Annotated in this window: 24 protein-coding genes and 1 tRNA gene; 14 read left to right on the plus strand and 11 right to left on the minus strand. The window is 67.5% G+C overall.

The annotated features are described in order from the left end of the window. Positions 1-168: 168 nt before the first annotated feature. The 3 genes from AC6EUH_RS03205 (at position 169) to AC6EUH_RS03215 (ending at position 4,031) form a co-directional block, all read left to right on the plus strand. Positions 169-2,001, plus strand: coding sequence for an ABC transporter ATP-binding protein (locus AC6EUH_RS03205; RefSeq protein WP_499737776.1), 1,833 nt, complete (start codon positions 169-171; stop codon positions 1,999-2,001). After that, complete coding sequence (locus AC6EUH_RS03210) at positions 1,998-3,827, plus strand: ABC transporter ATP-binding protein (RefSeq protein WP_499737777.1); 1,830 nt, start codon at positions 1,998-2,000, stop codon at positions 3,825-3,827. Before AC6EUH_RS03205 ends, AC6EUH_RS03210 begins: the two co-directional genes overlap by 4 nt. Positions 3,828-3,954: 127 nt before the next feature. Then, positions 3,955-4,031 (plus strand) — tRNA-Pro (locus AC6EUH_RS03215). Between the two features lie 161 nt (positions 4,032-4,192). On the opposite strand, the gene AC6EUH_RS03220 is transcribed toward AC6EUH_RS03215, so the two are convergent. After that, positions 4,193-4,447 (minus strand): hypothetical protein, encoded by a 255-nt coding sequence (locus tag AC6EUH_RS03220; protein ID WP_056433769.1) that lies wholly within the window; start codon positions 4,445-4,447, stop codon positions 4,193-4,195. A 129-nt stretch (positions 4,448-4,576) separates the two neighbouring features. Between AC6EUH_RS03220 and AC6EUH_RS03225 the strand changes: the two genes are divergently transcribed. Next, complete coding sequence (locus AC6EUH_RS03225) at positions 4,577-5,845, plus strand: helix-turn-helix domain-containing protein (protein ID WP_499737778.1); 1,269 nt, start codon at positions 4,577-4,579, stop codon at positions 5,843-5,845. Between the two features lie 20 nt (positions 5,846-5,865). On the opposite strand, the gene AC6EUH_RS03230 is transcribed toward AC6EUH_RS03225, so the two are convergent. Together AC6EUH_RS03230 and purD are read right to left on the minus strand one after the other, a co-directional pair. Further along, on the minus strand, positions 5,866-6,837 hold the full coding sequence (locus AC6EUH_RS03230; protein WP_056433776.1) for a phosphoribosylaminoimidazolesuccinocarboxamide synthase: 972 nt from the start codon (positions 6,835-6,837) through the stop codon (positions 5,866-5,868). A gap of 2 nt (positions 6,838-6,839) precedes the next feature. After that, positions 6,840-8,150 carry a phosphoribosylamine--glycine ligase gene (gene purD, locus AC6EUH_RS03235; protein WP_056433779.1) on the minus strand — a complete coding sequence of 437 codons (1,311 nt, stop codon included), beginning with the start codon at positions 8,148-8,150 and terminating at the stop codon, positions 6,840-6,842. A gap of 291 nt (positions 8,151-8,441) precedes the next feature. Here purD and AC6EUH_RS03240 point away from each other — a divergent pair, with 291 nt between their 5' ends. Genes AC6EUH_RS03240 through AC6EUH_RS03250 form a run of 3 tightly spaced genes read left to right on the plus strand, consistent with a single transcriptional unit; the run spans position 8,442 to position 11,526 of the window. Beyond that, the gene (locus tag AC6EUH_RS03240) at positions 8,442-10,094 is read left to right on the plus strand and encodes a molybdopterin-dependent oxidoreductase (protein WP_499737779.1); all 1,653 of its coding nucleotides are present in this window, start codon (positions 8,442-8,444) and stop codon (positions 10,092-10,094) included. Between the two features lie 35 nt (positions 10,095-10,129). Further along, positions 10,130-11,146 (plus strand): asparaginase, encoded by a 1,017-nt coding sequence (locus AC6EUH_RS03245; protein ID WP_056433782.1) that lies wholly within the window; start codon positions 10,130-10,132, stop codon positions 11,144-11,146. Positions 11,147-11,148: 2 nt separating this feature from the next. Next, complete coding sequence (locus tag AC6EUH_RS03250; RefSeq protein ID WP_056433784.1) at positions 11,149-11,526, plus strand: sterol carrier family protein; 378 nt, start codon at positions 11,149-11,151, stop codon at positions 11,524-11,526. A gap of 15 nt (positions 11,527-11,541) precedes the next feature. Here AC6EUH_RS03250 and AC6EUH_RS03255 read toward each other — a convergent pair whose 3' ends face one another. The 3 genes from AC6EUH_RS03255 to AC6EUH_RS03265 all read right to left on the minus strand — a co-directional run bounded on the left by AC6EUH_RS03255 (position 11,542) and on the right by AC6EUH_RS03265 (position 14,593). Beyond that, entirely contained in the window at positions 11,542-12,303 is a 762-nt protein-coding gene (locus tag AC6EUH_RS03255; protein ID WP_499737780.1) for an SDR family oxidoreductase, read from the minus strand. Positions 12,304-12,388: 85 nt separating this feature from the next. Beyond that, on the minus strand, positions 12,389-12,697 hold the full coding sequence (locus tag AC6EUH_RS03260) for a YegP family protein (protein WP_056433790.1): 309 nt from the start codon (positions 12,695-12,697) through the stop codon (positions 12,389-12,391). Positions 12,698-12,799: 102 nt separating this feature from the next. Beyond that, positions 12,800-14,593: a glycoside hydrolase family 15 protein gene (locus AC6EUH_RS03265; RefSeq protein WP_499737781.1), complete on the minus strand. Its 1,794-nt coding sequence runs from the start codon at positions 14,591-14,593 to the stop codon at positions 12,800-12,802. 46 nt (positions 14,594-14,639) lie between these two features. On the opposite strand from AC6EUH_RS03265, the gene AC6EUH_RS03270 reads away from it, so the two are divergent. Together AC6EUH_RS03270 and AC6EUH_RS03275 are read left to right on the plus strand one after the other, a co-directional pair. Further along, positions 14,640-15,392: a DUF72 domain-containing protein gene (locus AC6EUH_RS03270; RefSeq protein WP_499737782.1), complete on the plus strand. Its 753-nt coding sequence runs from the start codon at positions 14,640-14,642 to the stop codon at positions 15,390-15,392. Positions 15,393-15,451: 59 nt separating this feature from the next. Continuing rightward, positions 15,452-16,522, plus strand: coding sequence for an App1 family protein phosphatidate phosphatase (locus tag AC6EUH_RS03275; RefSeq protein ID WP_056433799.1), 1,071 nt, complete (start codon positions 15,452-15,454; stop codon positions 16,520-16,522). Between the two features lie 16 nt (positions 16,523-16,538). Here the strand turns inward: AC6EUH_RS03275 and AC6EUH_RS03280 are convergent, their stop codons facing one another. The 4 genes from AC6EUH_RS03280 to AC6EUH_RS03295 all read right to left on the minus strand — a co-directional run bounded on the left by AC6EUH_RS03280 (position 16,539) and on the right by AC6EUH_RS03295 (position 19,581). Further along, positions 16,539-18,089, minus strand: coding sequence for a GH1 family beta-glucosidase (locus AC6EUH_RS03280; RefSeq protein ID WP_499737783.1), 1,551 nt, complete (start codon positions 18,087-18,089; stop codon positions 16,539-16,541). A gap of 122 nt (positions 18,090-18,211) precedes the next feature. Then, complete coding sequence (locus AC6EUH_RS03285) at positions 18,212-18,601, minus strand: hypothetical protein (RefSeq protein WP_056433804.1); 390 nt, start codon at positions 18,599-18,601, stop codon at positions 18,212-18,214. An 84-nt stretch (positions 18,602-18,685) separates the two neighbouring features. Then, complete coding sequence (locus tag AC6EUH_RS03290) at positions 18,686-19,039, minus strand: J domain-containing protein (protein ID WP_499737784.1); 354 nt, start codon at positions 19,037-19,039, stop codon at positions 18,686-18,688. 116 nt (positions 19,040-19,155) lie between these two features. Then, positions 19,156-19,581 carry an Hsp20/alpha crystallin family protein gene (locus AC6EUH_RS03295; protein ID WP_056433883.1) on the minus strand — a complete coding sequence of 142 codons (426 nt, stop codon included), beginning with the start codon at positions 19,579-19,581 and terminating at the stop codon, positions 19,156-19,158. Between the two features lie 152 nt (positions 19,582-19,733). On the opposite strand from AC6EUH_RS03295, the gene AC6EUH_RS03300 reads away from it, so the two are divergent. After that, positions 19,734-20,027: a MerR family transcriptional regulator gene (locus AC6EUH_RS03300; protein ID WP_056433810.1), complete on the plus strand. Its 294-nt coding sequence runs from the start codon at positions 19,734-19,736 to the stop codon at positions 20,025-20,027. On the opposite strand, the gene AC6EUH_RS03305 is transcribed toward AC6EUH_RS03300, so the two are convergent. Further along, positions 20,024-20,806: a phosphatase PAP2 family protein gene (locus AC6EUH_RS03305; protein WP_499737785.1), complete on the minus strand. Its 783-nt coding sequence runs from the start codon at positions 20,804-20,806 to the stop codon at positions 20,024-20,026. The genes AC6EUH_RS03300 and AC6EUH_RS03305 overlap by 4 nt on opposite strands. 121 nt (positions 20,807-20,927) lie before the next feature. Here AC6EUH_RS03305 and AC6EUH_RS03310 point away from each other — a divergent pair, with 121 nt between their 5' ends. From AC6EUH_RS03310 to AC6EUH_RS03325, 4 genes are all read left to right on the plus strand, one after another. Next, entirely contained in the window at positions 20,928-22,025 is a 1,098-nt protein-coding gene (locus tag AC6EUH_RS03310; RefSeq protein WP_499737786.1) for a DNA alkylation repair protein, read from the plus strand. Between the two features lie 126 nt (positions 22,026-22,151). After that, the gene (locus AC6EUH_RS03315) at positions 22,152-23,789 is read left to right on the plus strand and encodes a purine-cytosine permease family protein (RefSeq protein ID WP_499737787.1); all 1,638 of its coding nucleotides are present in this window, start codon (positions 22,152-22,154) and stop codon (positions 23,787-23,789) included. Positions 23,790-23,794: 5 nt separating this feature from the next. Next, positions 23,795-24,922, plus strand: coding sequence for a cyclase family protein (locus AC6EUH_RS03320; RefSeq protein ID WP_499737788.1), 1,128 nt, complete (start codon positions 23,795-23,797; stop codon positions 24,920-24,922). Between the two features lie 202 nt (positions 24,923-25,124). After that, positions 25,125-25,334: a hypothetical protein gene (locus AC6EUH_RS03325; RefSeq protein ID WP_056433817.1), complete on the plus strand. Its 210-nt coding sequence runs from the start codon at positions 25,125-25,127 to the stop codon at positions 25,332-25,334. The last annotated feature ends 211 nt before the right edge of the window (positions 25,335-25,545 follow it).

A 25,545-nucleotide genomic window follows, 5' to 3' on the forward strand; every position in this document is an offset into this window, starting at 1 on the left:
GTCCCGCGGGGCGCGCCGCGCAGCCATTGCGGAATGTAATTACTGGGCGAGATCCTGATGCTGTCGATTTTCATGTGAACCCGGTCACCCGATGGCCTAGGGTAGTTGCTACAGGAAACTACATCCAGTTGCGTTAGCTATTTCGCAGTTGCGTTTTAAGAAGCAGGCATGGCCAAGCAGACCTCATTTTTCTCCTCCATCAGCCGTCTCTATCCGCACGTCAAGCCGATCATTCCGCGGCTGGTCATGGGCCTGCTCTGCGCCCTGCTCGCCAGCGTGGTGGCCCTGACCATCCCCCAGGTGCTGCGGGTGCTGATCAACCAGTCCCTGGAACCCGGGGGCAGCACGGACGCGGTGTGGACCGCCTCCCTCGTGATCCTTGGCCTGGGCATCGCCGAGGCCGGACTCGTGGCGCTGCGCCGGCAGTTCGTGATCAACCCCGCCACCACGGTGGAGACCCGGATGCGGGTGTCCCTCTACGGCCACCTGCAGGACCTGACCGTCTCCTTCCACGACCGGTGGGGCTCCGGGCAGCTGCTCTCCCGCGCCATGACCGATCTGAACTTCCTGCGCCGCTGGATGGCCTTCGGCGCCATCATGCTCGTGGTCACCACCCTGACCGTCGTGATCGGTGTGGCCGTGATGTTCGCCATGAGCTGGCAGCTGGCACTGATCTTCCTCGCCGCCGCGGTACCCATCATGGTCTACGGCTTCCGCTTCCGCACCCGCTTCAGCAAGGTGGCCCGGCGCAGCCAGGACCAGGCCGGCGACCTCGCCACCACGGTGGAGGAATCGGTCCACGGGATCCGCGTGCTCAAGGCGTTCGGCCGCAGCCGCGAGGCCCTGGAGAACTTCAACGAACAGGCGGAGGAGCTCCGCCAGACGGAGATCGCCAAGGCCAAGCACGTTGCCACCTTCAGCCTGGTGGTCACCCTCCTGCCGGAGCTGGCCCTCGGGACCGGCCTCGTCGTCGGCATCATGCTGGCCTCCACCGGCGAGCTGAGCATCGGCGCATTGGTGGCATTCTTCGCCACCGCCGCCGTGATCGCCGCCCCGGTGGAATTCTGCGGCATGCTGCTGGCCATGGCCCTCACCGCCAAGACCGCCGTGGACCGGCATTTCGAGGTGATGGACTCGGTGAACACCATTACCAGCCCGGAACATCCGCGCCACCCCGCCGAGCTGCAGGGCGCCCTCAGCTTCAACCACGCCACGTTCGCCTACGAGGACGCCCCGGACAAACCGATCCTCAACGACGTCAGCCTGGACATCAGGCCCGGCGAAACCATGGCCTTGGTGGGAATTACGGGCAGCGGCAAGAGCGCCCTGCTCCAGCTGGTCCCCCGGCTGTACGACGTCACCGCCGGCTCCATCACCATCGACGGGGTGGATCTGCGCGAGTTCAGCGTCGAGGACCTCCGCACGGTGGTCGCCGTCGCGTTCGAAGACACCACGCTGTTCTCCAGCTCGGTCCGCGACAACGTCCTGCTCGGCGCCCCGGCGGGCCTCCCGCCCGAGCGCCGCGAGGAGGCCCTCGAAGAGGCGCTCGACGTCGCCCAGGCCCACTTCGCGTACTCGCTCCCGGACGGGCTGGACACCCTGATCGGTGAGGAAGGGCTCAGCCTTTCCGGCGGGCAGCGGCAGCGCATCGCCCTGGCCCGTGCCATCGCCGCCCGGCCCAGGGTGCTGGTGCTGGACGATCCGCTGTCCGCCCTCGATGTCCACACCGAGGAGCTCGTCGAGACCAGGCTGCGGGAGGTGCTCACCGCCACCACGACGCTGATAGTGGCCCACCGGCCCTCCACCGTCGCGCTGGCGGACCGCGTGGCGCTGCTGGAGGACGGACGGATCACGGCTGTCGGCACCCACACCGAACTGCTCGCGGAAAATTCCCACTACCGCTACGTGATTGCCAGCCTCGACCCGGAACCGCGCGACCTGGACTCCGATCTGCTGGACTCAGAGCTGTCCGGCCTCAACGCCGAGGAGGTTTCCCGATGAGCAGCGCAACCTTCGGAACCGCGAACGAGGACAACGCGCACCTGTCCAGGACCGAGAGCAAAACCGTCCGGCGCCGCTCCCTCGCCTTGCTCCGCTCCCTGATCCGCCCGGTCCGCCGGCGGTTCTGGCTGACGATTGCCGCCGTCGTGCTGTCCCAGGCCGCCCGCGTCGCCGGGCCGGCGCTGATCGCCTTCGGCATCGACCGGGCCCTCCCTGCCCTGATCGCCGGCGACAACGTCCCCCTGATGCTCACGGGCGCCGCCTACCTCGCGGCCGCTGTCGCCACGGCGTGCCTCACCGCCCTGTACGTGACCTCGACGGCGAGACTGAGCCAGGCGATGCTCCTGGACCTGCGAGTCCGGGTCTTCCGGCACACCCAGCGGCTCAGCCTCGAATTTCACGAGAAGTACACCTCGGGGCGGATCATCGCGCGGCAGACCTCGGACCTGGAGGCGCTGCGCGAACTCCTGGACTCCGGGGTCAGCTCGCTGGCGTCCGGGATGCTGTTCATGGTGTTCACGGCCGCGACGGTGTTCGCGCTCGACTGGCGGAGCGGACTCCTGGTCCTGGCCGCCGGCGTGCCGATGTACTTCCTGGCCCGCTGGTACCAGAAGCACTCCCAGATCGCGTTCCGCGAATCCCGGGTGGTCTCGGCCCGGCTGATCGTGCACTTCGTCGAGACCATGACCGGCATCCGCGCGGTCAAGGCTTTCCGCAAGGAACGCGAAAATGCCGCGCTCTACGCCGAACTCGCCGAGGACTACCGCAAGGTCACGGTCCGGTCCATCAACCTCAACGGCGTCTTCCAGCCCGGCCTGGTGCTGATCGGCAACGTCTGCGTCGCCGTCGTCCTGCTGTTCGGCGGCTTCCGGGTGCTCAGCGGCGACCTCGCCGTCGGCGTGCTGCTGGCCCTGATCCTGTCCACCAAACGCTTCTTCCAGCCGGTGGACCAGATGGCCATGTTCTACAACTCCTTCCAGAGCGCCCAGGCGGCGCTGGAGAAAGTCTCCGGACTGCTCGAGGAAGTCCCCACTGTCCGGCCGCCGAAAAACCCGGTGTCCCTGCACGATGCCCAGGGAACCATTGATTTCAAGGGGGTCGAATTCCGCTACGGCGACGGGCCCGTCATCATCCCGGCCTTGGACCTGCACATCCCCGCCGGCCAGACGGTGGCGCTGGTGGGCCAGACCGGTGCCGGCAAGTCAACGCTCGCCAAGCTGATCGCCCGCTTCTACGACGTCTCCGCCGGCTCGCTCACGCTCGACGGCGTGGACCTGCGGGAGCTCGCGACGGCGGATCTGCGCCGGAACGTCGTGATGGTCACCCAGGAGGCGTTCCTGTTCAGCGGCTCCGTCGCGGACAACATCGCCCTCGGCCGGCCCGGGGCCTCCCGGGAGGAGATCGAGGCCGCAGCCAAGGCCGTGGGGGCGCACGAGTTCATCCACGCGCTCCCGGAGGGCTACGACACGGACGTCAACAAGCGCGGCGGCCGCGTGTCCGCCGGGCAGCGCCAGCTGATCAGCTTCGCCCGGGCGTTCCTGGCCCGCCCGGCCGTGCTGATCCTGGACGAGGCCACCTCCTCGCTGGACATCCCGTCCGAGCGGCTCGTCCAAACCGGCCTGGCCGGGCTGCTGCAGGGCATCGGCGCTGACAGCGGCCGCACCGCCCTCATCATCGCGCACCGGCTGTCGACGGTGGAGACCGCCGACCGGGTGCTGGTGGTCCACGACGGGCGGGTGGTCGAGGACGGCACCCCGGAGCAGCTGATCGGCGGCGGCGGCCGCTTCGCGCAGCTGCACGGCGCTTGGAAGGACTCGCTGGTTTGATTCGCACCGGCGCTTCGCGGCCCGGTCTCGCGCAAGGTGCGTCCTGCTGCGCGGCCGTCCGTGGCACGATTTCGCATCCGGGGCCCTGATCGGATACTCTTGTGAAGTTGCTTTTGAAGTAACGGATCGGGATGTGGCGCAGCTTGGTAGCGCGCGTCGTTCGGGACGACGAGGTCGCAGGTTCAAATCCTGTCATCCCGACCAATCAAGAAGAGGGCCTTCCATCCGGAAGGCCCTCTTCTTTGTGTGTCTGGGTATTTTGACGCCTCAAACGGGCGGCAACGGAGCAGTCGATGAGTGTCACGGCAAAAAAAATAGCTCCGGGACATGGTTCGCGCATGTCCCGGAGCTATCAAAGCTATTGCTTACATCGGGTCGGGCCAGTTGCCGACATTCGTGGAGTACGTCATCGGGTCGGGCCAGTTGCCGACATTCGTGGAGTACATCATCGGGTCAGGCCAGTTACCGACGGCCTGGGGTGCCTTCATGGGATCCGGCCAGTTGCCGACGGCGGTGAAGCCAGCGTCACCGGTGGAACCAATGGACAGGACGGCCGGAGCCGCAGCGGAGAATGCCAGAGCGCCTGCCAGGACGGCGCCGGCCGCAATCTTCTTCAACATAGAGTTCCTCAATATGAGTCGGGGTCCTTACCAAGTCAGCACTACCCTTGTTGACACACATTGTAAAATGATTTCCACAGAGACTGTCAAGCATTTAGTACAAAGATTGTCCGGAATTAGGAGGTATCCGTGGGGAACGGATTCGGGGAGAAACTCCGAGCGGAACGGCTTGAGCGTGGCCTGACGCAAGCGGAATTGGGCCGGGACCTTTACTCGCCCAGCTACATCTCCCTGCTGGAGACCGGACGCCGTGAACCGACGGCCGACGTCATCGAGGAGCTGGCCCGACGGCTCGAGCTTGCGCCTAAGGCGCTGGAAGCGTGGAGCCAGCCAGTGTCCGTCAGTGACGCGGAATATGTACTCTCGGGCCTGTATGCGCGCCAGGCCTGGGATCTGCGCGACTACTCCTTGGCAGCGACCCATGCCGCGGCAGCGGCCCAAATCGCCCTCGAAGCCAGGAACACCAGCGCTTGGTGGAACATGACCTATATGCAGGCTGAATGCCTGATCAAGCAGGGTCAGTGGCAAGAATGCAAGGACATCGTCCAGCGGCTCCTGGATCACCCTATGGCCGCCGAATCGGCAGGCTTGGGGGTGCGTGCCCGGCAGATGCTCGCCGCGGCCTCACAGGGGCAGGGGCAGCTGACCGCCGCCGTCGAGCATGCTCAGCAGGCCGTGCGGCTCTGCGCCGAACTGCCCAAGGGCTCCACGCTGGTCATTGGCGCACTGCGGGCGCTGATCGGGGCGCTGGCCGAAAGCGGCCGGCTGGACGAGGCCTGGGAATACTGCCAGGCCATGAACGATCAGATGGACGAGCATTCCATGACCCAGCTGGCCGGCGAGGTCGCCTGGGTGATCGGCAACGTGGCCTTTATGCGCCATGACTACCCGGAGGGCATTAAGTACCACGAGCGGGCGGCTCAGCTGCTCTCCCCCGCGAACGACATTGACCTCTGGGCCCGGTTTAACAAGGCCTCCGCGGCCGTCCGCCTGTCCTCCGGGATCGTGGAGCCGGAGACGCTGACGTCGATTGAGCGCGCTGAGCTGGCGCTCTCGATCGTGGGCGGCAACAAGACGGACCAGCTTGAGGTGGCGTTCATCCGGGCCCGCTGGCTTTACCTGACCGGGGACATCGTCGCAGCCGTCCAGAAACTGCGCGAGATCCACGCCGACAAGGACGCACTCGCCAAGCACACCGCCGGCGAAGTGTCGCTTCTGCTCGGCAAGGCGCTCAAGGCGGCCGGCGATTCCGAGGAGGCCCTGGTCTATCTCGAGGAAGCCCAGAAGGAGTTCAGCGCGGCCGGCGCCTCGGACCGGGTCCAGCAGTCGATGGACGCCGTACTGGAAATCCGGCTGGCCCAGCGCCGAGCGGAGGCCGCCTCGTCGTCCGGAGCCTAAGCGGGCCGCGTCCTGACACCCTAGGCGAACGTCCGGCCGGTGAGTTTCTCGTAGGCCTCGACGTAGCGGCTGCGGGTGCGGGCCACGACGTCGGCCGGCAGCGCCGGAGGTGCCACGTCCGAGGACTTGTCCCAGCCGGACGCGGCCGAGGTCAGCCAGTCGCGGACGTACTGCTTGTCGTAGGAAGGCTGGGCCTTGCCGGGCTCGTAAGTGGCGGCATCCCAGAAACGTGAGGAGTCCGGGGTGAGCACCTCGTCGCCCAGCGTGATGACGCCGGTAGCGACGTCGAAGCCGAATTCCACCTTGGTGTCGGCCAGGATGATGCCGCGGCCACGGGCGATGGCCTCTGCCTTGGTGTAGATCTCCAGGGTGAGTTCGCGCAGCCGGGACGCGATGCCCTCCCCGACGGTCGCCACGACGGCGTCAAAGGTGATGTTCTCGTCGTGCTCGCCCACCTCGGCCTTCGCGGAGGGGGTGAAGATGGCCTCGTCGAGCCGGGACCCGTCCACCAGGCCCTCCGGCAGCGGGATGCTGCACACAGTGCCGGACTCCCGGTACTCCACGAGCCCGGAGCCGGTGAGGTAGCCTCGGGCGATGCACTCGACGGGGAACATGTCCAGTTTCTTGCAGATCATCGCGCGGCCCTCCACCGCGGCGGGCACGCCGGCGTCGACTGTGGACGCGAGCACGTGGTGCTCCACGCCCAGCTGTTCGAACCACCACAGGCTCAGCTGGGTCAGGATGCGGCCTTTGTCCGGGATCTCGCTGGCGAGGACGTGGTCATAGGCACTGATGCGGTCGCTGGCGACGACCAGGACGCACTCCTGGCCGATGCGCTCCGTGATGGACTCGTCCACCGGAACATAGAGGTCGCGGACTTTGCCGGAGTAGATGTGTTTCCAGCCCGGCAGGTCCAGCGTCGCGGTGTCCAGGCCGCCCTTCGGCGCGGACGGTGTGGGTTCGGTGGCATCCGGCAGGGATTCACGGGTCATGCTCAGGCCTTCGCTTTCGTGGCGGCAGGGGCGCCGGGCGTCTGCACTTTGATCTCGCCGCGGGCCGCCTTGCCGCCGATGTCGGTGCGGAACTGGCTTCCGTCGAGCTGGACCAGTTCGACGCCGTCGTACGCCCGTTCCCGGGCCTCGACAAGGTCCGTGCCGAGCGCCACCACGGCGAGGACCCGTCCGCCCGCGGACACAACCTTGCCTTCGTCGTCCAGCTTGGTGCCGGCGTGGATCACGTGGACGCCTTCGATCGACTCGACCTTCTTCAGCCCCCGGATCCGGTCACCGGTGCGCGGGGCGTCCGGGTAATTTTCGGCCGCGACGACGACGGCGACGGCGGTCTCCCTGGACCAGCGCAGGGGCTGGACCTTGTCCAGTTCGCCCTTGGCCGCTGCCATGAGGAGCCCGCCGAGCGGGGTCTTGAGGCGGGCGAGGACCGCCTGGGTTTCCGGGTCGCCGAAGCGGACGTTGAACTCGATCACACGGGTGCCGCGGGACGTCAGGGCCAGTCCGACAAAGAGCACACCGACGAACGGGGTGCCGCGGAGTGCCATCTGGTTGACCGTGGGCTGGGCGACGCGGTCGAGAACCTCCTGGACGAGGCCTTCGGGGGCCCATTCCAGCGGGGTGTAGGCGCCCATGCCGCCGGTGTTGGGGCCCTCGTCGTTGTCGAAGATCCGCTTGAAGTCCTGCGCCGGGGAGAGGGCCACGGTGTTCCGGCCGTCGCACAGCACAAAGATGGAGACCTCGGGGCCGTCCAGGAACTCCTCGATCACCACGGTGCCGCCGGCATCGAAGCAACTCTGCGCGTGGGCGAGGGCCTCGTCCCGGTTGTTGGTGACCACCACGCCCTTGCCTGCGGCGAGCCCGTCGTCCTTGACGACGTAGGGCGCGCCGAACGTGTCGAGCGCGTCGGCGGCTTCCTCGGCATTGCCGGCCACCCGGGCCATCGCGGTGGGGACACCGGCCTCGGCCATGACTTCCTTGGCGAACGCCTTGGAGGCCTCAAGCTGGGCCGCGGCCTTGCTGGGGCCGAACACCGGGATGCCCGCGGCGCGGACAGCGTCGGAAACGCCCGCGGCCAGCGGCGCCTCGGGGCCGACCACCACCAGGTCGACGGCGAGCTTGGTGGCCAGGGCGGCGACAGCGTCGGGGTTGCTGGCGTCGATGGCGTGTGTGGGGACCAGTTTGCTGATGCCGGCGTTGCCCGGGGCCGCGTGGACCTCGGTAACGTTCGGGTCTGCAAGCAAGGATCGGACAATGGCGTGTTCGCGGCCGCCGGGGCCGATGACAAGTACCTTCACAGTTCCCAAGGGTACTTTGTGGACCCGGCAGGCTCCTAAGCTGTGACCACCGCGGGACATGCCCAGCGTTGGCCGGACCCACTGGACATAGTGCCCACGTGCTCATCCTTCCGCCCGAGGGGAGGGCATGCCCCACGCGCAGCCACCTCCGCCCACGGAACATGCCCAGCCCCGGCCGGACCCACTGGACATAGTGCCCACGTGCTCATCCTTCCGCCCGAGGGGAGGGCATGTCCCCACGGAAGCCCCGCCCCGGGCCATCCGCGGCGCGTGCGGCTGCGAAGACTAGTTATGGAGAAGCCCAGCACGCAGACGCCCCCCGCGGAAGAACTCAGCCTAGGGAAGCCCGCCCGGAAACATCCCGGCAAGCACAGGCCGGCCCGGCTTCTGTCCGGTCCCACCGCTCTCGCCGCACTGGCCGGGGTCGCAGCGGCGGCCGTCGTACTGTCAGTGGCGGAGCTGATCGGCGCGTTCTTCACGGCGCGGGCGACGCCGGTGATCGCCCTGGGCTCGACCTTCATCGATTTCACGCCGTCGTGGATGAAGGATTTCGCGATCGCCACGTTCGGCACCAATGACAAGCTTGCGCTGTTCGTCGGCATGGCGGTGACCATCCTGCTGCTCGCCTGCGTCCTGGGCATTGTGGCCTACCGCAAGTGGGCCCTCGGCGTCGCGGGCGTGCTGTTGATGGGCGCCGTGATCGTCGGGAGTGTGGTGACCCGGGCCAGTGTGCGGCCGCTGGATGCGATTCCTACGCTGATCGGCACCGCGGCCGGACTCATTGCGCTCCGGTTCCTCGTCACGAGGTTGTGGCGGATGCAGCCGTGGCCGGAGATGGACGCTGACCTGGCCGCCAAGGACCCGGAGCGTCCCGCCACCAGCCGCCGCGCCTTCTTCGCCGCGACAGGAGTCACCGCGGCGGCATCGGCCATCGCCGCGACCGGCGGACGTATGCTCAGCGCGGCCCGCAGCAACGTGGCCCAGGCCCGCGAATCCCTCCAGCTCCCGACGCCGGTGAAGCCTGCTCCCGCGGTGCCCGCCGGGGTGCAGTCCAAGGCGCCCGGGGTCACGCCGTGGCTGACGCCCAACAACGACTTCTACCGCATCGACACCGCCCTGAGCGTGCCCGAAATCAACGCCCAGGAGTGGGAGCTGCGCATCCACGGTCTCGTGGAACAGGAAGTCCGGCTCAGTTTCCAGGACCTGCTGGACGCGAACCTGATCGAGTCCCATGTCTCCCTGACCTGCGTGTCCAACCCGGTGGGCGGGAACCTGGCCGGCAATGCCAAATGGCTGGGCATGCCCATCCGTGACGTGCTCAAGATGGCCCGGCCCAAGGAAGGCGCGGACATGGTGCTCTCCACCTCGGTCGACGGCTTCAGCGCCTCGACCCCGCTGGAGGTCCTCCAGGATGACCGGGACGCCATGCTGGCGATCGGGATGAACGGTGAAGCCCTGCCGCTGGAACACGGCTATCCGGTGCGGATGGTTGTTCCCGGCCTGTACGGCTTCGTCTCCGCCACCAAGTGGGTGGTGGACCTGGAGGTCACCCGTTTCGCGGACAGCAAGGCCTACTGGACGCAGCGCGGCTGGTCCGAGCGCGGCCCCATCAAGACCATGGCCCGCGTCGAGGTCCCCAAGTCCTTCGCCAAGGTGCCGGCCGGGCGGGTCGCGATCGGCGGGACCGCCTGGGCCCAGACGCGCGGCATCACCAAGGTTGAGGTGCAGATCGACAACGGCCCCTGGGCCGAGGCCACCCTCTCCGAGGAGGCCTCGCTGGTCACCTGGCGGCAATGGTCCTACGACTGGGAAGCCACCCCGGGCCCGCACTACATCAAGGCCCGGGCCACGGACGGAACCGGCGAGGTCCAGACAGACAAGCGCGCGGATCCCGTGCCCGACGGCGCGTCCGGCTGGCAGTCGCTGATGGTGACCGTGGAATAACCGGGTATCCCCGCCGGGCACCATAGACTTGCTGCATGCCCTTGAATTCGCATGCCACCTTCACCGTCGAGTCCGCCGTCGAACTGGCCGTCGTCGAACGTAGCGGCTTCGTGGAGTCCCGGCACATCGGCTCCGCCGTCCTCATCGCCGGGGACGGCACCGTCGTCACCGAACTGGGCGACATCACCACGCCGATCTATGCCAGGTCCACGCTGAAGCCGCTGCAGGCCCTCGCCTCCATGCAGGCCGGCGTCCCCCTGCGCGGCGCGCAGGCGGCGATCGCCTGCGGCAGCCACGTCGGCTCACTGGACCACATGGACGTCGTCGAAGGCATGCTCAAGGCCGCCGGCGTCAAGGAAGAGCAGCTCCAGTGCCCGGTGGCCTGGCCCGAGGACGAGACCGCTCGCACCTGGCTGGTCCGCACCGAGCGGGGCCAGTCCAAACTCGCTTTCAACTGCTCCGGCAAGCACGCCGCGTTCCTCTGGGCCTGCACCGAAAACGGCTGGGACACCCGCAGCTACCTCGAACCGAACCACCCCCTGCAGCAGCGCATCCGCTCAGTGATCGAGGAGTACTGCGGCGAGAGCATCGCCCACCTTGGCATCGACGGCTGCGGCGCCCCCGTGGCCGCCGTCTCCCTGACCGGGCTGGCCCGGGCCTTCTCCAAACTCGCCAAGGCCCCCGGGGACAAGAACTCCAATGCCCGCGCCGCCACGATTGCCACGTCGATGCTGGACTACCCGTGGGCAGTGCAGGGCAAGGGCGAGTGCAACACGGTGGTGATGGACGACCTCGGGATCCTCGCCAAGATCGGCGCCGAGGGCGTACTGGTGATGGCCACCCCCACCGGCGCCTCGGTCGCGATCAAGATCCTGGACGGAAACATCCGCGCCACCACGCTCGTCGGGCTGACCCTGCTGGCCGCAGCCGGCGCGGTCGAAGTCCCGGAGGTGGCCAGTGTCCTGGACAAGGTGGTCACCCCCGTACTCGGCGGCGGCCGGCCGGTGGGCAAGATCCGGCTGGGCCACGCCGTCTCGGCCCTGCTCGACTAGCCATGGCCGTAGCCCGACGCCGGATAGCCATCGATGAGGGCCGCGCGGCCCTCGCCGCATGGCAGGCGAACAGCGGCCCCGAGGCCGGCACCCCGGTCCCCCGCAACACGCTCGCGACGGCGGTCCGCTACTCCCTGGAGGAGGTCACCGCCCGTGCCCCCGGAAACTCGGTGGAGGTGCGGGTCCCGCCCTTCGGCGTGACGCAGTGCGTGGAAGGCCCGCGCCATACCCGCGGCACTCCGCCGAACGTCATTGAGTGCGACGCCGCCACCTGGCTGGCGATGGTCAGCGGGCGGCTGAGCTGGGCAGACGCCGTCGACGCCGGACGCGTGGCTGCCTCGGGGCTGCGTGCCGATCTGTCCGCCCTGCTGCCGCTCTAAGCTGTCAGCGCCCGGCTAGCCCCGTCCGATGAACGGCATCCCGGCTGCGGTGATGACGAGGGATCCGACGCTGGCCGAAGGCGGCATCCCGGCCATCAGCAGCACCGCACGGGCGGCCTCGTCCACCGGGAAAGTCGGTTCCACACGGCTGCTGCCGTCGGCCTGGACCGCGCCGGAGCCGACGCCGATCGTGTCCATCAGCTCCGTGGCCGTGTTGCCGATGTCAATCTGGCCGCAGGTGATCCCGAAGCCGCGGCCGTCGAGTTCGATGCTCTTGGTCAGCCCGGTCATGGCGTGTTTGGTGACCGTGTAGGCCACGGTCCGGGGCCGGGGCGAATGTGCGGCGATCGAGCCGTTGTTGATGATCCTCCCGCCCTGCGGCGACTGGGCCTTCATTGCCCGGACGGCGGCGGCGGCGCACAGCATGGAGCCGGTCAGGTTCACCGACACGGTGGCATCCCAGTCGGCCAGGCTGATCTCATCCACGGAGGCGGCGGGGCCGAACACACCGGCATTGTTGAACAGCACATCCACGCGGCCCCACAGCTTGAGGGTCTCGGCAAACAGCCGTTCGACGTCGTCGGGCACTGTCACATCGCACGGAACGGCGAGCGCCTGGGCATGTCCCGCGCCGGTTTCCAGCAGCGGCGATTCCCGGCGGCCGGCCAGCACCACCCGGTAGCCGTCGGCGAGCATGAGCCGGGCTACCGCCCGTCCGATCCCCGATCCGGCGCCGGTGACTACGGCGACTCGGCCGGGCAGGTGATGTCGTGTCATCCGGCTAGCGTATGCCGAGTTCGCATTTCACGGCAGTGTTCGGCGACAACATTGCGGCGACGTGTCATCTCGCGGAGCGGACCACTCAGTGGTGGGCGCGCGCCCGCTTTCCTGCGGCCAGCGATCCTCCGGACAGCGAGGTCCCCCGGCCGGCGCCGCCGGCGGTTCTTCTGGTCACCCGGGAGAGCGGACCCACCGGCGCGGCCTGACTGCCGGCGCTGCGGTCCCGGATGAGTCCCGTTCCGGCGATTTCGCGGGCCTGGGCGATACCGGCCACGGCTGCCCGCTTCGTGGGAAAAGTGACGGAGACGGCCATCAGGCTGCCGGTTCCGTCCAGCATGCGGATCCTGTAGCCGCCGTCGGGCGCGTCCACGAGTTCAAAATAGCCAGCCATCGCACACTCCTTTATCCTCCACCCCACGTTGGGATATTAGTAAGTATACTTATCTACGGCCTGGAGGAACAACGCCAGGGACTCAAGAACCGGACTTCACCGTCAACGCCCCGGCAGCGGAGTGTCGCTGCGGTGTACGCCGTCTTCCTGCAGCTCCAGGGCGCTCTTCACGAGCGCAAAATGACTGAACGCCTGCGGGGTGTTTCCCAGCTGCCTCCCGTCCTCGATGCTCCATTCCTCGCTCATGAGACCGACGTCGTTGCGCAACGCCAGCAGCCGCTCGAACAATTCGTGCGCCTCGTGGTGCCTGCCCGCCCCCAAGAGGGCCTCGACCAGCCAGAACGAACAGGCCAGGAAAACCCCTTCCTCGCCGGGCAGGCCGTCGTCGCATTCTGCCGGGTTGTAGCGGCGCAGGAAACCGTCGCGGGTGAGCTCGCGCTGGACGGCATCAATGGTGCCGATCACGTGCGGGTGATCCGGGGGCAGGAACCCGACGCGCGGGATGAGCAGCAGGCTGGCGTCGAGCTCGGGCCTCCCGTAGGACTGGACGAAGGTGTTGCGTTCGGCATCGAATCCCCGGGACATCACCTCGGCATGGATCGTGTCCCGGAGTTCCTCCCAGCGGTCCGCCGGGCCGGGCAGGCCGAAATCCCTGACGCCCTTGACCATCCGGTCGGCGGCCACCCACGCCATGATCTTGGAATGGGTGAAATGCCGCCTCGGCCCGCGCATCTCCCAGAGCCCGTTGTCGGGCCGGTCCCAGACTGACTCCAGGTGCTCCATCAGTGCCAGCTGCACGTCCCAGGACTCGTCGGTGCTTGTCAGCAGCGAATTCCGGGTCAGGGACAGGCAGTCCAGGACCTCGCCCCAGACATCCAGCTGGAGCTGTCCGGCCGCGCCGTTCCCGGTCCGGACCGGGGCGGAGTTCTCGTACCCCCGCAACCAGGGCAGCTCCACCTCGGGCAGGCGGCGCTCGCCGTGGATGCCGTACATGATCTGCAGGTCCTTGGGGTCCCCCGCTACGGCCCGCAGCAGCCAGTCGCGCCAGGAAGCGGCCTCTTCCGTGTAGCCCGCCGCGAGCAGCGCCTGCAGCGTCAGGGTGGCGTCGCGGAGCCAGCAAAAACGGTAGTCCCAGTTCCGTTGGCCGCCCAGTTCTTCCGGCAGGGAGGTGGTCACGGCCGCCACGATTCCGCCGGTAGGTGCGAACGTCAGCGCTTTCAACGTGATCAGGGAGCGCTGCACTGCGGCCCGGTGGGGCCCGGAGACAGTGCACTTGGCAGTCCACTGCCGCCAGAATTCCTCGGTGGACGCAAGGACTCGTTCCGGGTCGACCGTGCGCGGCCGGGACAGGTGGCTCGGCGTCCAAGTGAGGACGAACGGCACCCGGTCCCCCGCGCTGACGGTGAAGTCGCTGATGGTCCGCAGGCGCTCGCCGCGCAGCGGCGCCTCGGTCACGAGGTACGCGGCATCCGGACCGGCGACCGCATGGATGCCGTGTTCGTCGTGCCGGACCCAAGGGACGATGTGCCCGTAGTCGAAGCGCAGGACCAGCTCACCGCGCATCCTGACCGCACCGCGGACGCCCACCACAATCCGCACGATGTCCGCCACCCCGTCGCGGGGCGGCATGAAGTCGATGATCTTGACCGCCCCGGTGGGGGTCACCCATTCGGTCTCCAGGATCAGGGTCTCCTGGCGGTAGTGCCTGCCGGTGCATTCGCCGCCGCCCTCCGGCGCGAGCAGCCAGCGCCCGGCACTGGGCGTGTCCAGCAGGGCGTTGAAGCACGCCGGTGAGTCGAACCGCGGCAGGCAGAGCCAATCGATCGAGCCTTCGGTGCTGATCAGGGCCGCAGTGTGCAGATCGCCGACCAGTGCGTAATCCTCGATGCGAGCCATGGACTTACAGTGCCACACGCGGTTCCCTTGGGACTAGGATCCGTAGATGCTGAAAAGGCACCAGGCCGGACGTGTGCACGTCGGAACCAGCGGTTGGAGCTATGACCACTGGGAGGACGTGTTCTACCCGCCCGGGCTGCCGGCGCGGGAGCGGCTGGCGTACTACGCGGCCCATTTCGCCACGGTGGAGCTCAACGCCAGCTTCTACCGTTGGCCCCGGGAGACCACGTTCGCCAGTTGGCGCCGGCGCCTTCCGCCCGGGTTCCTGCTGTCCGTCAAGGCCCCCCGCGGCTTGACGCACGGCAAGAAGCTCTTCGCTCCGGAGGTGTGGATCGAGCGGATCTCCCGGAGCTGGCATGAACTGGGTGAGAATCGGGCGGTGCTGCTGGTCCAGCTGCCCCCGGACTTCCCCCGGGACGACAAGCGGCTGGAGTACTTCCTGGCGGCGCTTCCCGACTGGATCCGCGTCAGCGTGGAGTTGCGCCACCCCAGCTGGGACGAACCCGCGGTCTACGCGCTGCTGGAGCGGCACGGCGCCGCATACTGCATCATGAGCGGAGCGGGCCTCCCGTGCGTCCTCCGCGCCACCGCCGGGTTCGTCTACGTCCGGCTGCACGGACCGGACCGGGAGCACCTCTACGGAGGCTCCTACCCGGACGACGACCTTCGCTGGTGGGCGGACCGGATCCGCGAATGGCAGGAGGCCGGCAAGGAGGTGTTTGTGTATTTCAACAACGACGGCGGCGGCAACGCCGTCCGTAACGCCATGGGGCTGCGCCACATGCTGGGCGACACCTGAACCGTGGCACCCCCGGACGCAGACGGCTGTGGAACAGGCCCATGTGGGAGAGTGGAGGCATGGAATTGGCGTCACAGCAATCACCCGCCCAGCAACCGGCCACCGGCAACCGGGCTTTCCGCCTGGCGCACTGGGTCTCGGATACCGTCAACACTCTGCGTCTGAAAACTGCCCGCCGCTGGGACTTCGTCCCGCAGACCGTCGCATACCAGGGCTACGGCTCCACCACGTGGGTCCGGGTACTCGGCCGGGTGGTGCTGACCAGCAAGCCGAACCCCGGCAGCCGGGCGGAGCAGGCAGCGCAGAACGGCAACCAGAACATCCGCGGCTGGCGGGCGTTCACGTCCGTACCGATCCAATACTCCGAGGTGGAAATCGAGATCGGCGGCGTTACGGCCCGGGTGCAAGCGGACCGCGGCGGGCTGGTGGACACGGTGGTGCAGGTGGAGCTCACGCCGGGCTGGCACTCGGCCGTGCTGCGCGCCGAGGGGACCGAGCCTGCCACCGCGAAGATCTTCGTCATTTCCCCCGACACCAAACTTGGAATCGTCTCCGACATCGATGACACGATCATGGTCACCGCGCTCCCCCGGCCGTTCCTCGCGCTGTGGAATACCTTTGTGCTCAACGAGCGGGCCCGGATGGCGACGCCGGGGATGGCCGTGCTGATGGATCGGCTGATGGTGGAGTACCCGGAGGCGCCGGTGATTTACCTGTCCACCGGGCCGTGGAACGCAGCCCCCACCCTGGGCCGCTTCATCACCCGGAACATGTACCCCTCGGGCGCCCTGCTCCTCACGGACTGGGGCCTCACCCAGGACCGCTGGTTCCGCAGCGGCCAGGAGCACAAGCGCCGCAACCTGGAACTGCTCGCCGAGGAGTTTCCGAACATGCGCTGGCTGCTCTTCGGGGACAACGGGCAGCACGACGAGGCAATCTACTCACACTTCGCCCAGCAGCACGGCGACCTGGTGGCCGCCATCGGCATCCGCCAGCTCTCCGCCAGCGAATCCGTCCTGGCCGGCGGCCACTCGGAGACCGGCGACCACACCGGCTCCCAGGTCCCGTGGATCTACTCCCCGGACGGCGCAGGCATGGCGAAGAGTCTGCAGGACCTGGACCTGCTCTAACCTGCCCCGGCTGGGCTCAGCCCACAGGGTGGGGGCGTTCGACGTCGGAAGCCCCCACCGCGGCGGCGGCAGACTGGACGCCGGCCTCCGGCGCCGCGGCGGCGACGGGAGCCTCCGGGACGGCACTCCGGTGCCGCGCCTTGAGGACTTCCCGGAGCCAGTAGAACGAGGCTTTCCTCGTGCGCTCCTGGGTTTCCCGGTCCACGTGCAGCAGCCCGAACTGCTGCCTGTAGCCGGCCGACCATTCGAAGTTGTCCATCAGTGACCACACGTAGTAGCCGCGCAGGTCGACGGACGCTGCCGCGCCTCCGGGTGACGTCGCCTCAAGGGCGGTGGCAATGTGGTCCGCCAGGTAGCGCACCCGTCGCTCGTCCGGGATGATGAGCCCGCCGTCGGGGCCCTGGATCTCAAGGTCCTCGAAGCTCGCCCCGCCCTCGGTGATATAGACCGGCGGAAGGTCAGGGTATCGCTCGGCCATCTCCGCGAGCGCGACGGCCATGTACTCCGGTTTGATGGGCCAGCCGTACGCGGTGGTCTCGGTGTCAGGGAAGGACGCAATATGGAACGGTGAGCCGGGCGTGGTGCCGCTCAGGTCGTCGCCCATCGCCTCCGCCATCCCCTTGGGCACGGCGCCGTCCCCCGGACCGGAGGCCACGCGGGTCGGCATGTAGTAGTTGAGCCCATAGAAGTCCAGCGGCTGCGAGATCAGCTCCATGTCCTCGCTGGACGGGCTGAACGAGGAGAAGAAGGTGGCGGCCCGGATGGTGTCCGGGTACTTGCCAAGCAGCACGGGGTCCGCATAGAGCCGGTTCTGGGCCATGTCCATCAGGCCGGCGCTGAGCTTGTCCAGCGGATTGACCGAAGCGGGCACCATTGGTGAATAGACATTGGTGATCCCGATTTCGCCGGGCACGTTGGCGGCCCGGAGTGCCTGCAGCGACAGCCCGTGGCCCAAGAGCTGGTGGTGGACGCTGGGCAGGGCTTTGAGCATGAGCGCTTCGCCCGGCGCGTGCATCCCCAGCATGTAGCCGTTGGTGCTGACCGTGGCGGGCTCGTTCACGGTCACCCAGCGGGTGACCCGGTCTCCGTACGCGGCCGCCGCGATCGCGGCGAACTCTCCCAGCCGGTAGGCCGTGTCCCGGTTCATCCAGCCGCCCGCTTCATCCAGCTCCAGCGGCGTGTCCCAGTGATACAGCGTGGCCATCGGTGCGATCCCGTTGGCCAGCAGCAGGTCGATCAGCCGGTCATAAAAATCAAGGCCCGCGGGGTTGACCGGGCCGCTGCCGCCGGGCTGGATGCGTGACCAGGACAGGGAAAAACGGTAGGAATCAACCCCGAGTTCCTTCATCAGGGCCACGTCCTCGGGCATCCGGTGGTAGTGGTCGCACGCTACGGCGGGGCTGTGGTCCCCTACGATCGCACCGGGCCTGGCCGCGAAGTGGTCCCAGCCCGAGGGGCCGCGGCCGTCCTCGTCCAGGGCGCCTTCGATCTGGAAGGCGGCGGTGGCCACGCCCAGCGTGAAGCGCGGCGGCAGCAGCGCGGCCAAGTCCTTGGCGGATGCTTTCATCAGTGGATTCCCCTATGTAATTTCCGGCAGTGGACTGATTTTAGGCCGTGGCGCACCCCCGCGCCACGACCGGCGCCCGCGGGCCGGTCCGGGTCCCTGACCGCGCAAGCATTCACCGCGCCTCAGTACGACGCGGCCTCAGGCCCGAACAGGAATTCCTTGGCGTGCGCTACGGCCTTCTTGAAAGCGTCGTTCCGCAACGAGTGAAGCTGTTCGGTCTCGTCAGCGGTAGGTTCCAGGTAACTCGTGTAGCCCGGCCGCAGCACCCAGATGTCCCCGCCCGGAGGCAGGTAGAAGACGCCGAAGGAACGGTGCTGGCTGTCATCGATTGTCCAGATGGGAACCACCGCGAGGGCGGCCCCGGTGTCGACATTGATCCACTGCGCCCGCGGAAGCGGCGCTTCGTGGGCTTCCGGGTCCAGGAACGGCGCGGTGCCTTGGCCCCACCGGGCCTCGAAGCGCTCGTGGAAGACCGGCATAAGATGCGAATCGTAGCGGCGCCATGCGCTCATGGCCGCCCTCCTTCTGTGGTCCTTCTGAAGTGTGTTTTCGGCCGTCGTTTCATGGCTGGTGCTGCGCCCGGCCATGGCCCGAGGTCACGACGGCCCCCGTTCCCAGCGCACCGGGGTGGCCCGGAACAGCGGCTGGGCATCCCTGTGCAGCCTCACCGGAACGTTCCGGCTCCCGGCAACGGCACCGCCGGGGCCGGGAACGCCGCCGTCGGGGTCGTATTCCGCCCGGGATTTCGGGTCCCGCAGGACTGCGAAAGCCTCCAGGATGCGCCGCGCCTCGTCGCCGTCGTGCACGTCACCCTGGCCACCTCCGGCGGACAGTCCGACGTCGGGATGGCGGAGGCGCATCAGCGCCCGGAAAGCATGCCGGATCTGGGCGGCCGTCGCATCCGGCGGTACGCGCAGTGCAGCGTAGTAGCCACGGGGATCTCGGTTCATGCCATTCACCGCCCTCTGGACGGACCGGTGTACGGACCGGGCGGGAACCAGGCGCCGCTGGCGCCGGCTGGTTCCCGCCCGCATCGGTGAACTGGCGGGGTCCGTCCGCCGCCCAGTTACGTCCCGATCTCCTGCATCTTGTCCTGCGTGTGCGTGATTTCAATCTTCCGCGGCTTGGCCCGTTCCAGCACCGGAATGCGGAGGGTCAGCACACCGTCGGCGTACTGCGCCCTGACCTTCTCGGTGTCCAGGGTGTCGCCAAGGATGAGCTGGCGGCTGAAGACGCCGCGCGGCCGCTCCGCGGCAATCAGTTCAACATTGGGGGGCGTCGGATCGCGCCGTTCAGCCCGGACGGTCAGGACATTGCGCTCGATATCGAGGTCCACCGAGTCAACGTTGACGCCGGGAAGATCGAATGCGACGACGAACTCGTCGTCTTCCTGCCACGCGTCCATAGGCATGGCCGCCGGCCGTGCCGTCGTTCCAAAGACCTGCTGCGTCAGCCGGTCCAGTTCACGGAACGGGTCCGTACGCATCAACATCATTTCCCACTCCTTTATGGGAGATAAGTGTGCCATTTTCCTGTATCCAAACCACCCGATTATCTGTAGTGGTGGATATAGATTTTTTATAGCACCGGTGCGAAACTGATGCAAGAGGGAAACCGAACATCGAATATCTGCGAAGGAGCGCCATGACCGAACGTGGTGAGGAGCTGGGCGTTTACGCGATCTCCGTGGTGGCCCAATTGGTCGGGACCGGGCAGCAGAACATCAGGCTCTACGAGCGGAAGGGCCTGTTGACGCCGGACCGCACCGCCGGCGGAACGCGGCAGTACAGCAACGCGGACCTGGCCGTGCTGCAGCGGATCGGCGAACTGCTGGAGGAGGGGCTGAATCTTGCCGGGGTGGCCAAGGTGCTGGAGCTGGAAGCCGTCAATGCCCGGCTGCAGGGCGAGCTGAGTCGGCTACGGTCACGCCGGACCTAGGTCTGGCTGGTATCGGCCTTGGAGAGTGTTCCGGTGATCTCCTCGCCGCGGACCCGGGCGGTCCGCCAGGTGTCCAGGGCGATCACGCCGCCCAGGATCACGAACGAGATGGACAGTGAGGCCAGCGCATCGGTCAGCCAGTGGTAGCCCAGGTACAGCCGGCTTACCGCGGCGAAGAAGATCCCGACGCCGGCCAGCAGGAAGCCTGCGACGGCGGCCATGCGGTTGTGCCGGCGGGAGAAAATCAGGAAGGTGCTGACCAGCAGGAAGTCGCAGGCGCCCAGGACGTGGCCGGACGGGAAGGAAAAGGTGAAGTCGGCGCCGAAGAGCATAAGGTCCACGGGCGGGCGCTGGCGGTCAATGGTGCGCCCGATGATCTGGGCCAGGATCACCCCGGTGAGCATGGCCCCGGCCAGGAGCATCGGTCGCCAGGCGTGCTTGGCCAGCAGCCCCCAGGCGACCGTCACCACCAGGATGATGATCGGCAGTGCCACGGGTCCGAAAACGACCGCGAGAATGATCATGATGGTCGTCAGCGGTTCGGAACGGAGAGTAAGGAGCCAGGAGCGGACCGGTTCGTCGCCGGCGGTCAGGCCGCCCTGCTGAAGGACACCGGCGAGGATCGAGAGGAACAGGACGACGCCAAGAATCACCAGGCCGACGGCGATCCGGTACAGGTTCTTCCGGTCCCGGACCTCCATGTAGCGTTCCTCCACCACGAACTTGTCGTGGAATACGCGCCACCGGCCGGGCGATTTCCCGGTAGTTTCCTTAGCCATTTCCGCATCCGCCTCTACGCCGTGTCTGGACATTTCCTTTGTGAAGAATATCCCGGTTCGGCAGCAGCGGGGGCGCAAGGCCCCGCTGCTGCCGCGCAGCGCTCCCCGGTAGCCTGATGCCATGGGCGTCATGAATGAACTGATCAACGCGGGCACCGTCCGCTCGCTGGAGCGGATCCTCGGTGCTGCCTCGCCGGGACGCACATTCCCGGGCCTCGCCGGCACGGGCGGGCACCTCGATCCACTGAGCCTGCGGGGGCGCACCGACCTCCTGAGCCGCGCCCTGTTGGCTGACCTGCCGGAAGATTACGCCGGCACGGCGGCTATCTTCCGCCGGGCGCTGGAGGATCCGGATTTCACCGGCTGGATGATCTGGCCCGTGACCGAGGCTGCGGTGACCCTCGCTCTGACGCGCGCGGAACCCGGCGATTTCGAGGACTGCCTGGCGCTCCTCGCCGAGCTGACGCCGCGGCTCACCGGGGAATTCGCGATCCGGCGGCTCCTCGCGGCCGATCTTGACCGGGCCCTGGCCGTCATCCAGGACTGGACCTCCCATCCGGACTGGCACGTCCGCCGGCTCGCGAGCGAGGGCACCCGGGCCTACCTGCCGTGGGCGATCCGCGTCCCGGAGATCACGGACAGGCCCGCCGCCACCCTGCCGATCCTCGACGCCCTGTACCGGGACCCGGTCGAAGATGTCCGGCGCTCGGTGGCCAACCACCTCAACGACCTGGCCCGCCACGCCCCTGACGAAGTGGTTGCCACGGCGGCCAGATGGATGGCCGAGCCCGACGGGAACACGTCCAAGGTGGTCCGGCACGGGTTGCGTACCCTGCTTAAGAAGGCCCACCCCGGCGCGCTGGAACTGCTGGGATTCCCGCCTGCTTCGCTCGCCGTGACGGCACCGCAGCTGGACCGCGCCGTCGTCGAGCTTCCCGGGGAGCTCGGCTTCACGTTTGCGGTGTCCAATACCGGACCGGCGGAGGCGCGGCTCGCCGTCGACTACGTGGTGCACTACGCCAAGGCCAACGGCACCCGCGCGGAGAAGGTGTTCAAGCTGGGAACGGCCGTCCTGGCCCCGGGCGAGTCACGGACCTTTTCGAAGCGCCACGCCTTCCGCCAAATGACCACGCGCGTCCACCACCCCGGCGGCCACACCCTGCAGCTGCAGGTCAACGGAGTCCGTTATCCCGCGGAAGAATTCACCGTCCTCACCTAAGAGGCGCCACCGATGGCGCAACGCCTGCCGCCCTTGCTGTGAGCCGCTTCACAATGTAGCCTTCCAATCAACTTGTGATGCTTATTAAGCAACTCACCCTGGATGATGAGCTGGATGGAGAACACCATGTCCGACGCACGGCGCGGCCTTGCCGCCCCCGATACACGGAACCGAGGCAAGGTCACCGAGGTGGAGACCTACGGCATCGAGCGGATCCCCGAGAAGGACCGGAACGCCAGCCCCTTCGATCTCTTCAGGGTCTCATTCGGAGGCGCCAACACCTTCGCGACGGCGTTCCTGGGTGCTTTCCCCATCCTCTTCGGGCTCTCCTTCTGGCAAGGCCTCGCCGCGACGGTCACAGGGCTGGTGGTCGGCGCCCTCCTGCTGGCCCCGATGGCTGTGTTCGGCCCTACGAACGGGACCAACAACGCAGTGTCCTCCTCCGCGCACCTGGGCGTGCACGGCCGGGTTGTGGGGTCGTTCCTGTCGCTGCTGACAGCCACGGCGTTCTTCTCCATCTCCGTCTGGAGTTCCGGCGATGCCTTGGTCGGCGGCCTGAACCGGCTGGTGGGTCTGCCGCAGGAGATGGGTTCGTTTGCCCTCGCCTACGGCGTCTTCGGAGTTCTGGTGCTCGCCGTCTGTGTTTACGGATTCAAGTTCATGCTGCTGGTGAACAAAATTGCCGTCACCGCAGCCACGCTGCTCTTTATCGTTGGCTTCGTTGCCTTCGCCGGTGACCTCAACCTGAATTTCGAGGGCGCTTTCGGGACCGGATTTGACGGCGTGGGCATCGCCGGATTCATCCCGGCTTTCATCGGCGCCGCACTAATCGTGATGTCCAACCCGATCTCTTTCGGCGCGTTCCTGGGCGACTGGGCACGTTACATCCCCACCAGCACTCCCAAGCGCCGGGTCATGGGTGCCGCGCTCCTCGCCCAGCTGGCCACACTGGTTCCGTTTGTCTTCGGGCTCGCGACGGCCTCCATTATCGCCACGAAGGCGCCGGAGTTCATGGATCCTGCGGCTCCCAACTACGTCGGCGGCCTGCTGGCAGTTTCCCCGGCCTGGTACTTCGTGCCGCTCTGTGCCATCGCCCTCATCGGTGGAATGTCCACGGGCGCGACCTCCCTCTATGGCACCGGCCTGGACTTCAGCAGCGTCTTCCCGCGCTTCAACCGCGTGCAGGCCACCCTGTTCATCGGTGTCCTGGCCATCGCCTTCATTTTCGTCGGCCGCTTCGCCTTCAACCTGGTGCAAAGCATCTCCACCTTCGCCACGTTGATCGTCACGTGCACTGCACCTTGGATGGTGGTTATGATCATCGGTTTCATCACCCGTCGGGGCTGGTACGACGCCGATGCCCTCCAGGTCTTCAACCGTCGCCAGACCGGAGGCCGGTACTGGTTCAACCACGGCTGGAACCCCCGCGGGATGGTCGCGTGGCTGGTCAGCGCCGTAGCCGGCCTGAGCATGGTCAACATGCCCGGCCAGTTCCAGGGACCCCTCGGAAATCTGGCCGGGGGCGTTGACATCAGCCTGCCGGCATCGCTGGTGCTAGCCGCCGTACTCTACCTGGGCCTGCTGTGGGCCTTCCCTGAGCCGCGCGAAGTGTTCCCGGCCGCCGGGCCGCGCTGGATCCCCTCGAAGAACACCGCTGTGCCGCCCGTCCGCGACGCGGCAGGCAACATTGTGCCGGTGGGCGGCACCGGCACGGGCCTGCAGCGTCAGGTCGAGCGCGACGCGGAACTGGCGGCAAGGCCGTGACCTGGATGGATCTCAGTGTTCCGCTGGTCACCGGCATGCCCGTCTACCCCGGGGACCCCGAAGTTCGCATCGAATCAGCCCTGACCGTGGCCGGAGAAGGCGCCAACGTGCTCTCGCTCGCCATCGGCACCCACTCCGGCACCCACGCCGACGCGCCGCTGCACGTCAGTGACAGCTGGGCGTCCCTGGACAAACTTCCCCTGGAGCTGTTCAGCGGGACCGCCGAGCTGGTGGATCTCCGCGGCGTGGAACACGGACGTCCCATCACCGCCGCTCATCTCTCGGGGATTGCCCCGGCCGCTGCTGCCTCAGCGGGCCCCGGCCACCCGGCAAGGCTCCTCCTGCTGCGGACCGGGTTCGCTGAGGCATGGGGAACGGAAGGCTACCTGAAACACCCGTGGCTCGACGCCGAAGCGGCGCAGCTGATCGTTGACCGCGGCTACCGCGCCGTGGGCCTCGACGCCTTGAGCGTGGATCCCACCCCCCATGCCGGAGCGGTCGTATCCGCGGCCGCCCACGATTTCCCGGCGCACGACATCCTGGCCGGAAACGGCTGCATCATCGTGGAGAACCTCACGGGCCTCGAGCAGGTTCACGAGGCCCTGGAGTCGGGCTCCGGGGTCGAGGTTTTCCTCTTTCCGCTGAGTATCCCCGGCGCCGACGGTGCACCCATCCGGGCAGTGGCACGGACGCTGGCGGCAGCAGAGCCCACGGCTTCGGCCAGGCCCGTTGACCACGACCTCAGCCTCAGGGAGGTCCAAGACGCTGCGGACCGTCTGATCGCAGCGTTCGCGGCCTGCGACACTGAATCCTACTTCGCTACCTTTAGCCCGGATGCTACCTTCATCTTTCACCCGGAAGCGGAGAGCCCCGCGTCAAGGTCCGACTACCGCGCCCTCTGGGACGGCTGGCTGGCATCAGGCTGGCAGGTGCTGGAGTGCAGCAGCCAGGATCAGCGCATTCAGCTGCTCGGGCCAACCGCGGTGTTTTCCCATCGTGTGGTCACGACGGCCCGGACAGACGCGGACGGAGGACGCCACACGAGCGACGAACGCGAGACAATCGTCTTCAGCCGCAGCGGGGAAGGCAGGGTCTGGTGCGTGCATGAACACCTTTCGCTCTTCCCCGGCTGATCCGGGGTGAGCATCCTCACGACCGGGACGGCGGCGGCGGTGGAACTGCAGGTCAGCGCCACGTGGTCGGAGCCTGTCGAATCTTCGGCTCCGACAGGCTCCGAGGAGAGCCCGCGTGGTGATTTGACTGGCCGATAAATATGACGTTATTGTCGCTTCAATTATTGGGGCCAACGAGTAACTCCCAAGAAAGAACAGAGCGATGACCACAATAACCGAGTGCATTGAAATCCAAGTCGACAGCCGCCAGGTCCTGGACGAACGGCTCGACGACGCCGTTCGCGGACTCCAGCAGATCGCCATGGCAACAGGGACGCACGGCATCCTGATCACCCGGCACAAGCCCGGCCACTACACGGCCGCGCTGTCCGATCAGGTCCCCTTCGGCATGACCAGGGAACTCATTCACTAACCCCGAGTTTTCCTGGGGAGCATACCCAGGCGCACAAAGCCAGGTCCCGGGCGGCTGAGCCTCGACTCCCGCCCGGGACCTTCTTTGCGCCCGGCACTATTTCCTGACTACCAGCCGTGCCCGGTCATTAGTGGTGCCCGGTTACCAGTCATGGACGGTTCCGTCGACGAGGCGGTTGTAGGGCAGGTAGGCCTGCTGGTACGGGAACGCG

It is taken from the genome of Arthrobacter sp. 001422645, assembly GCF_059816125.1.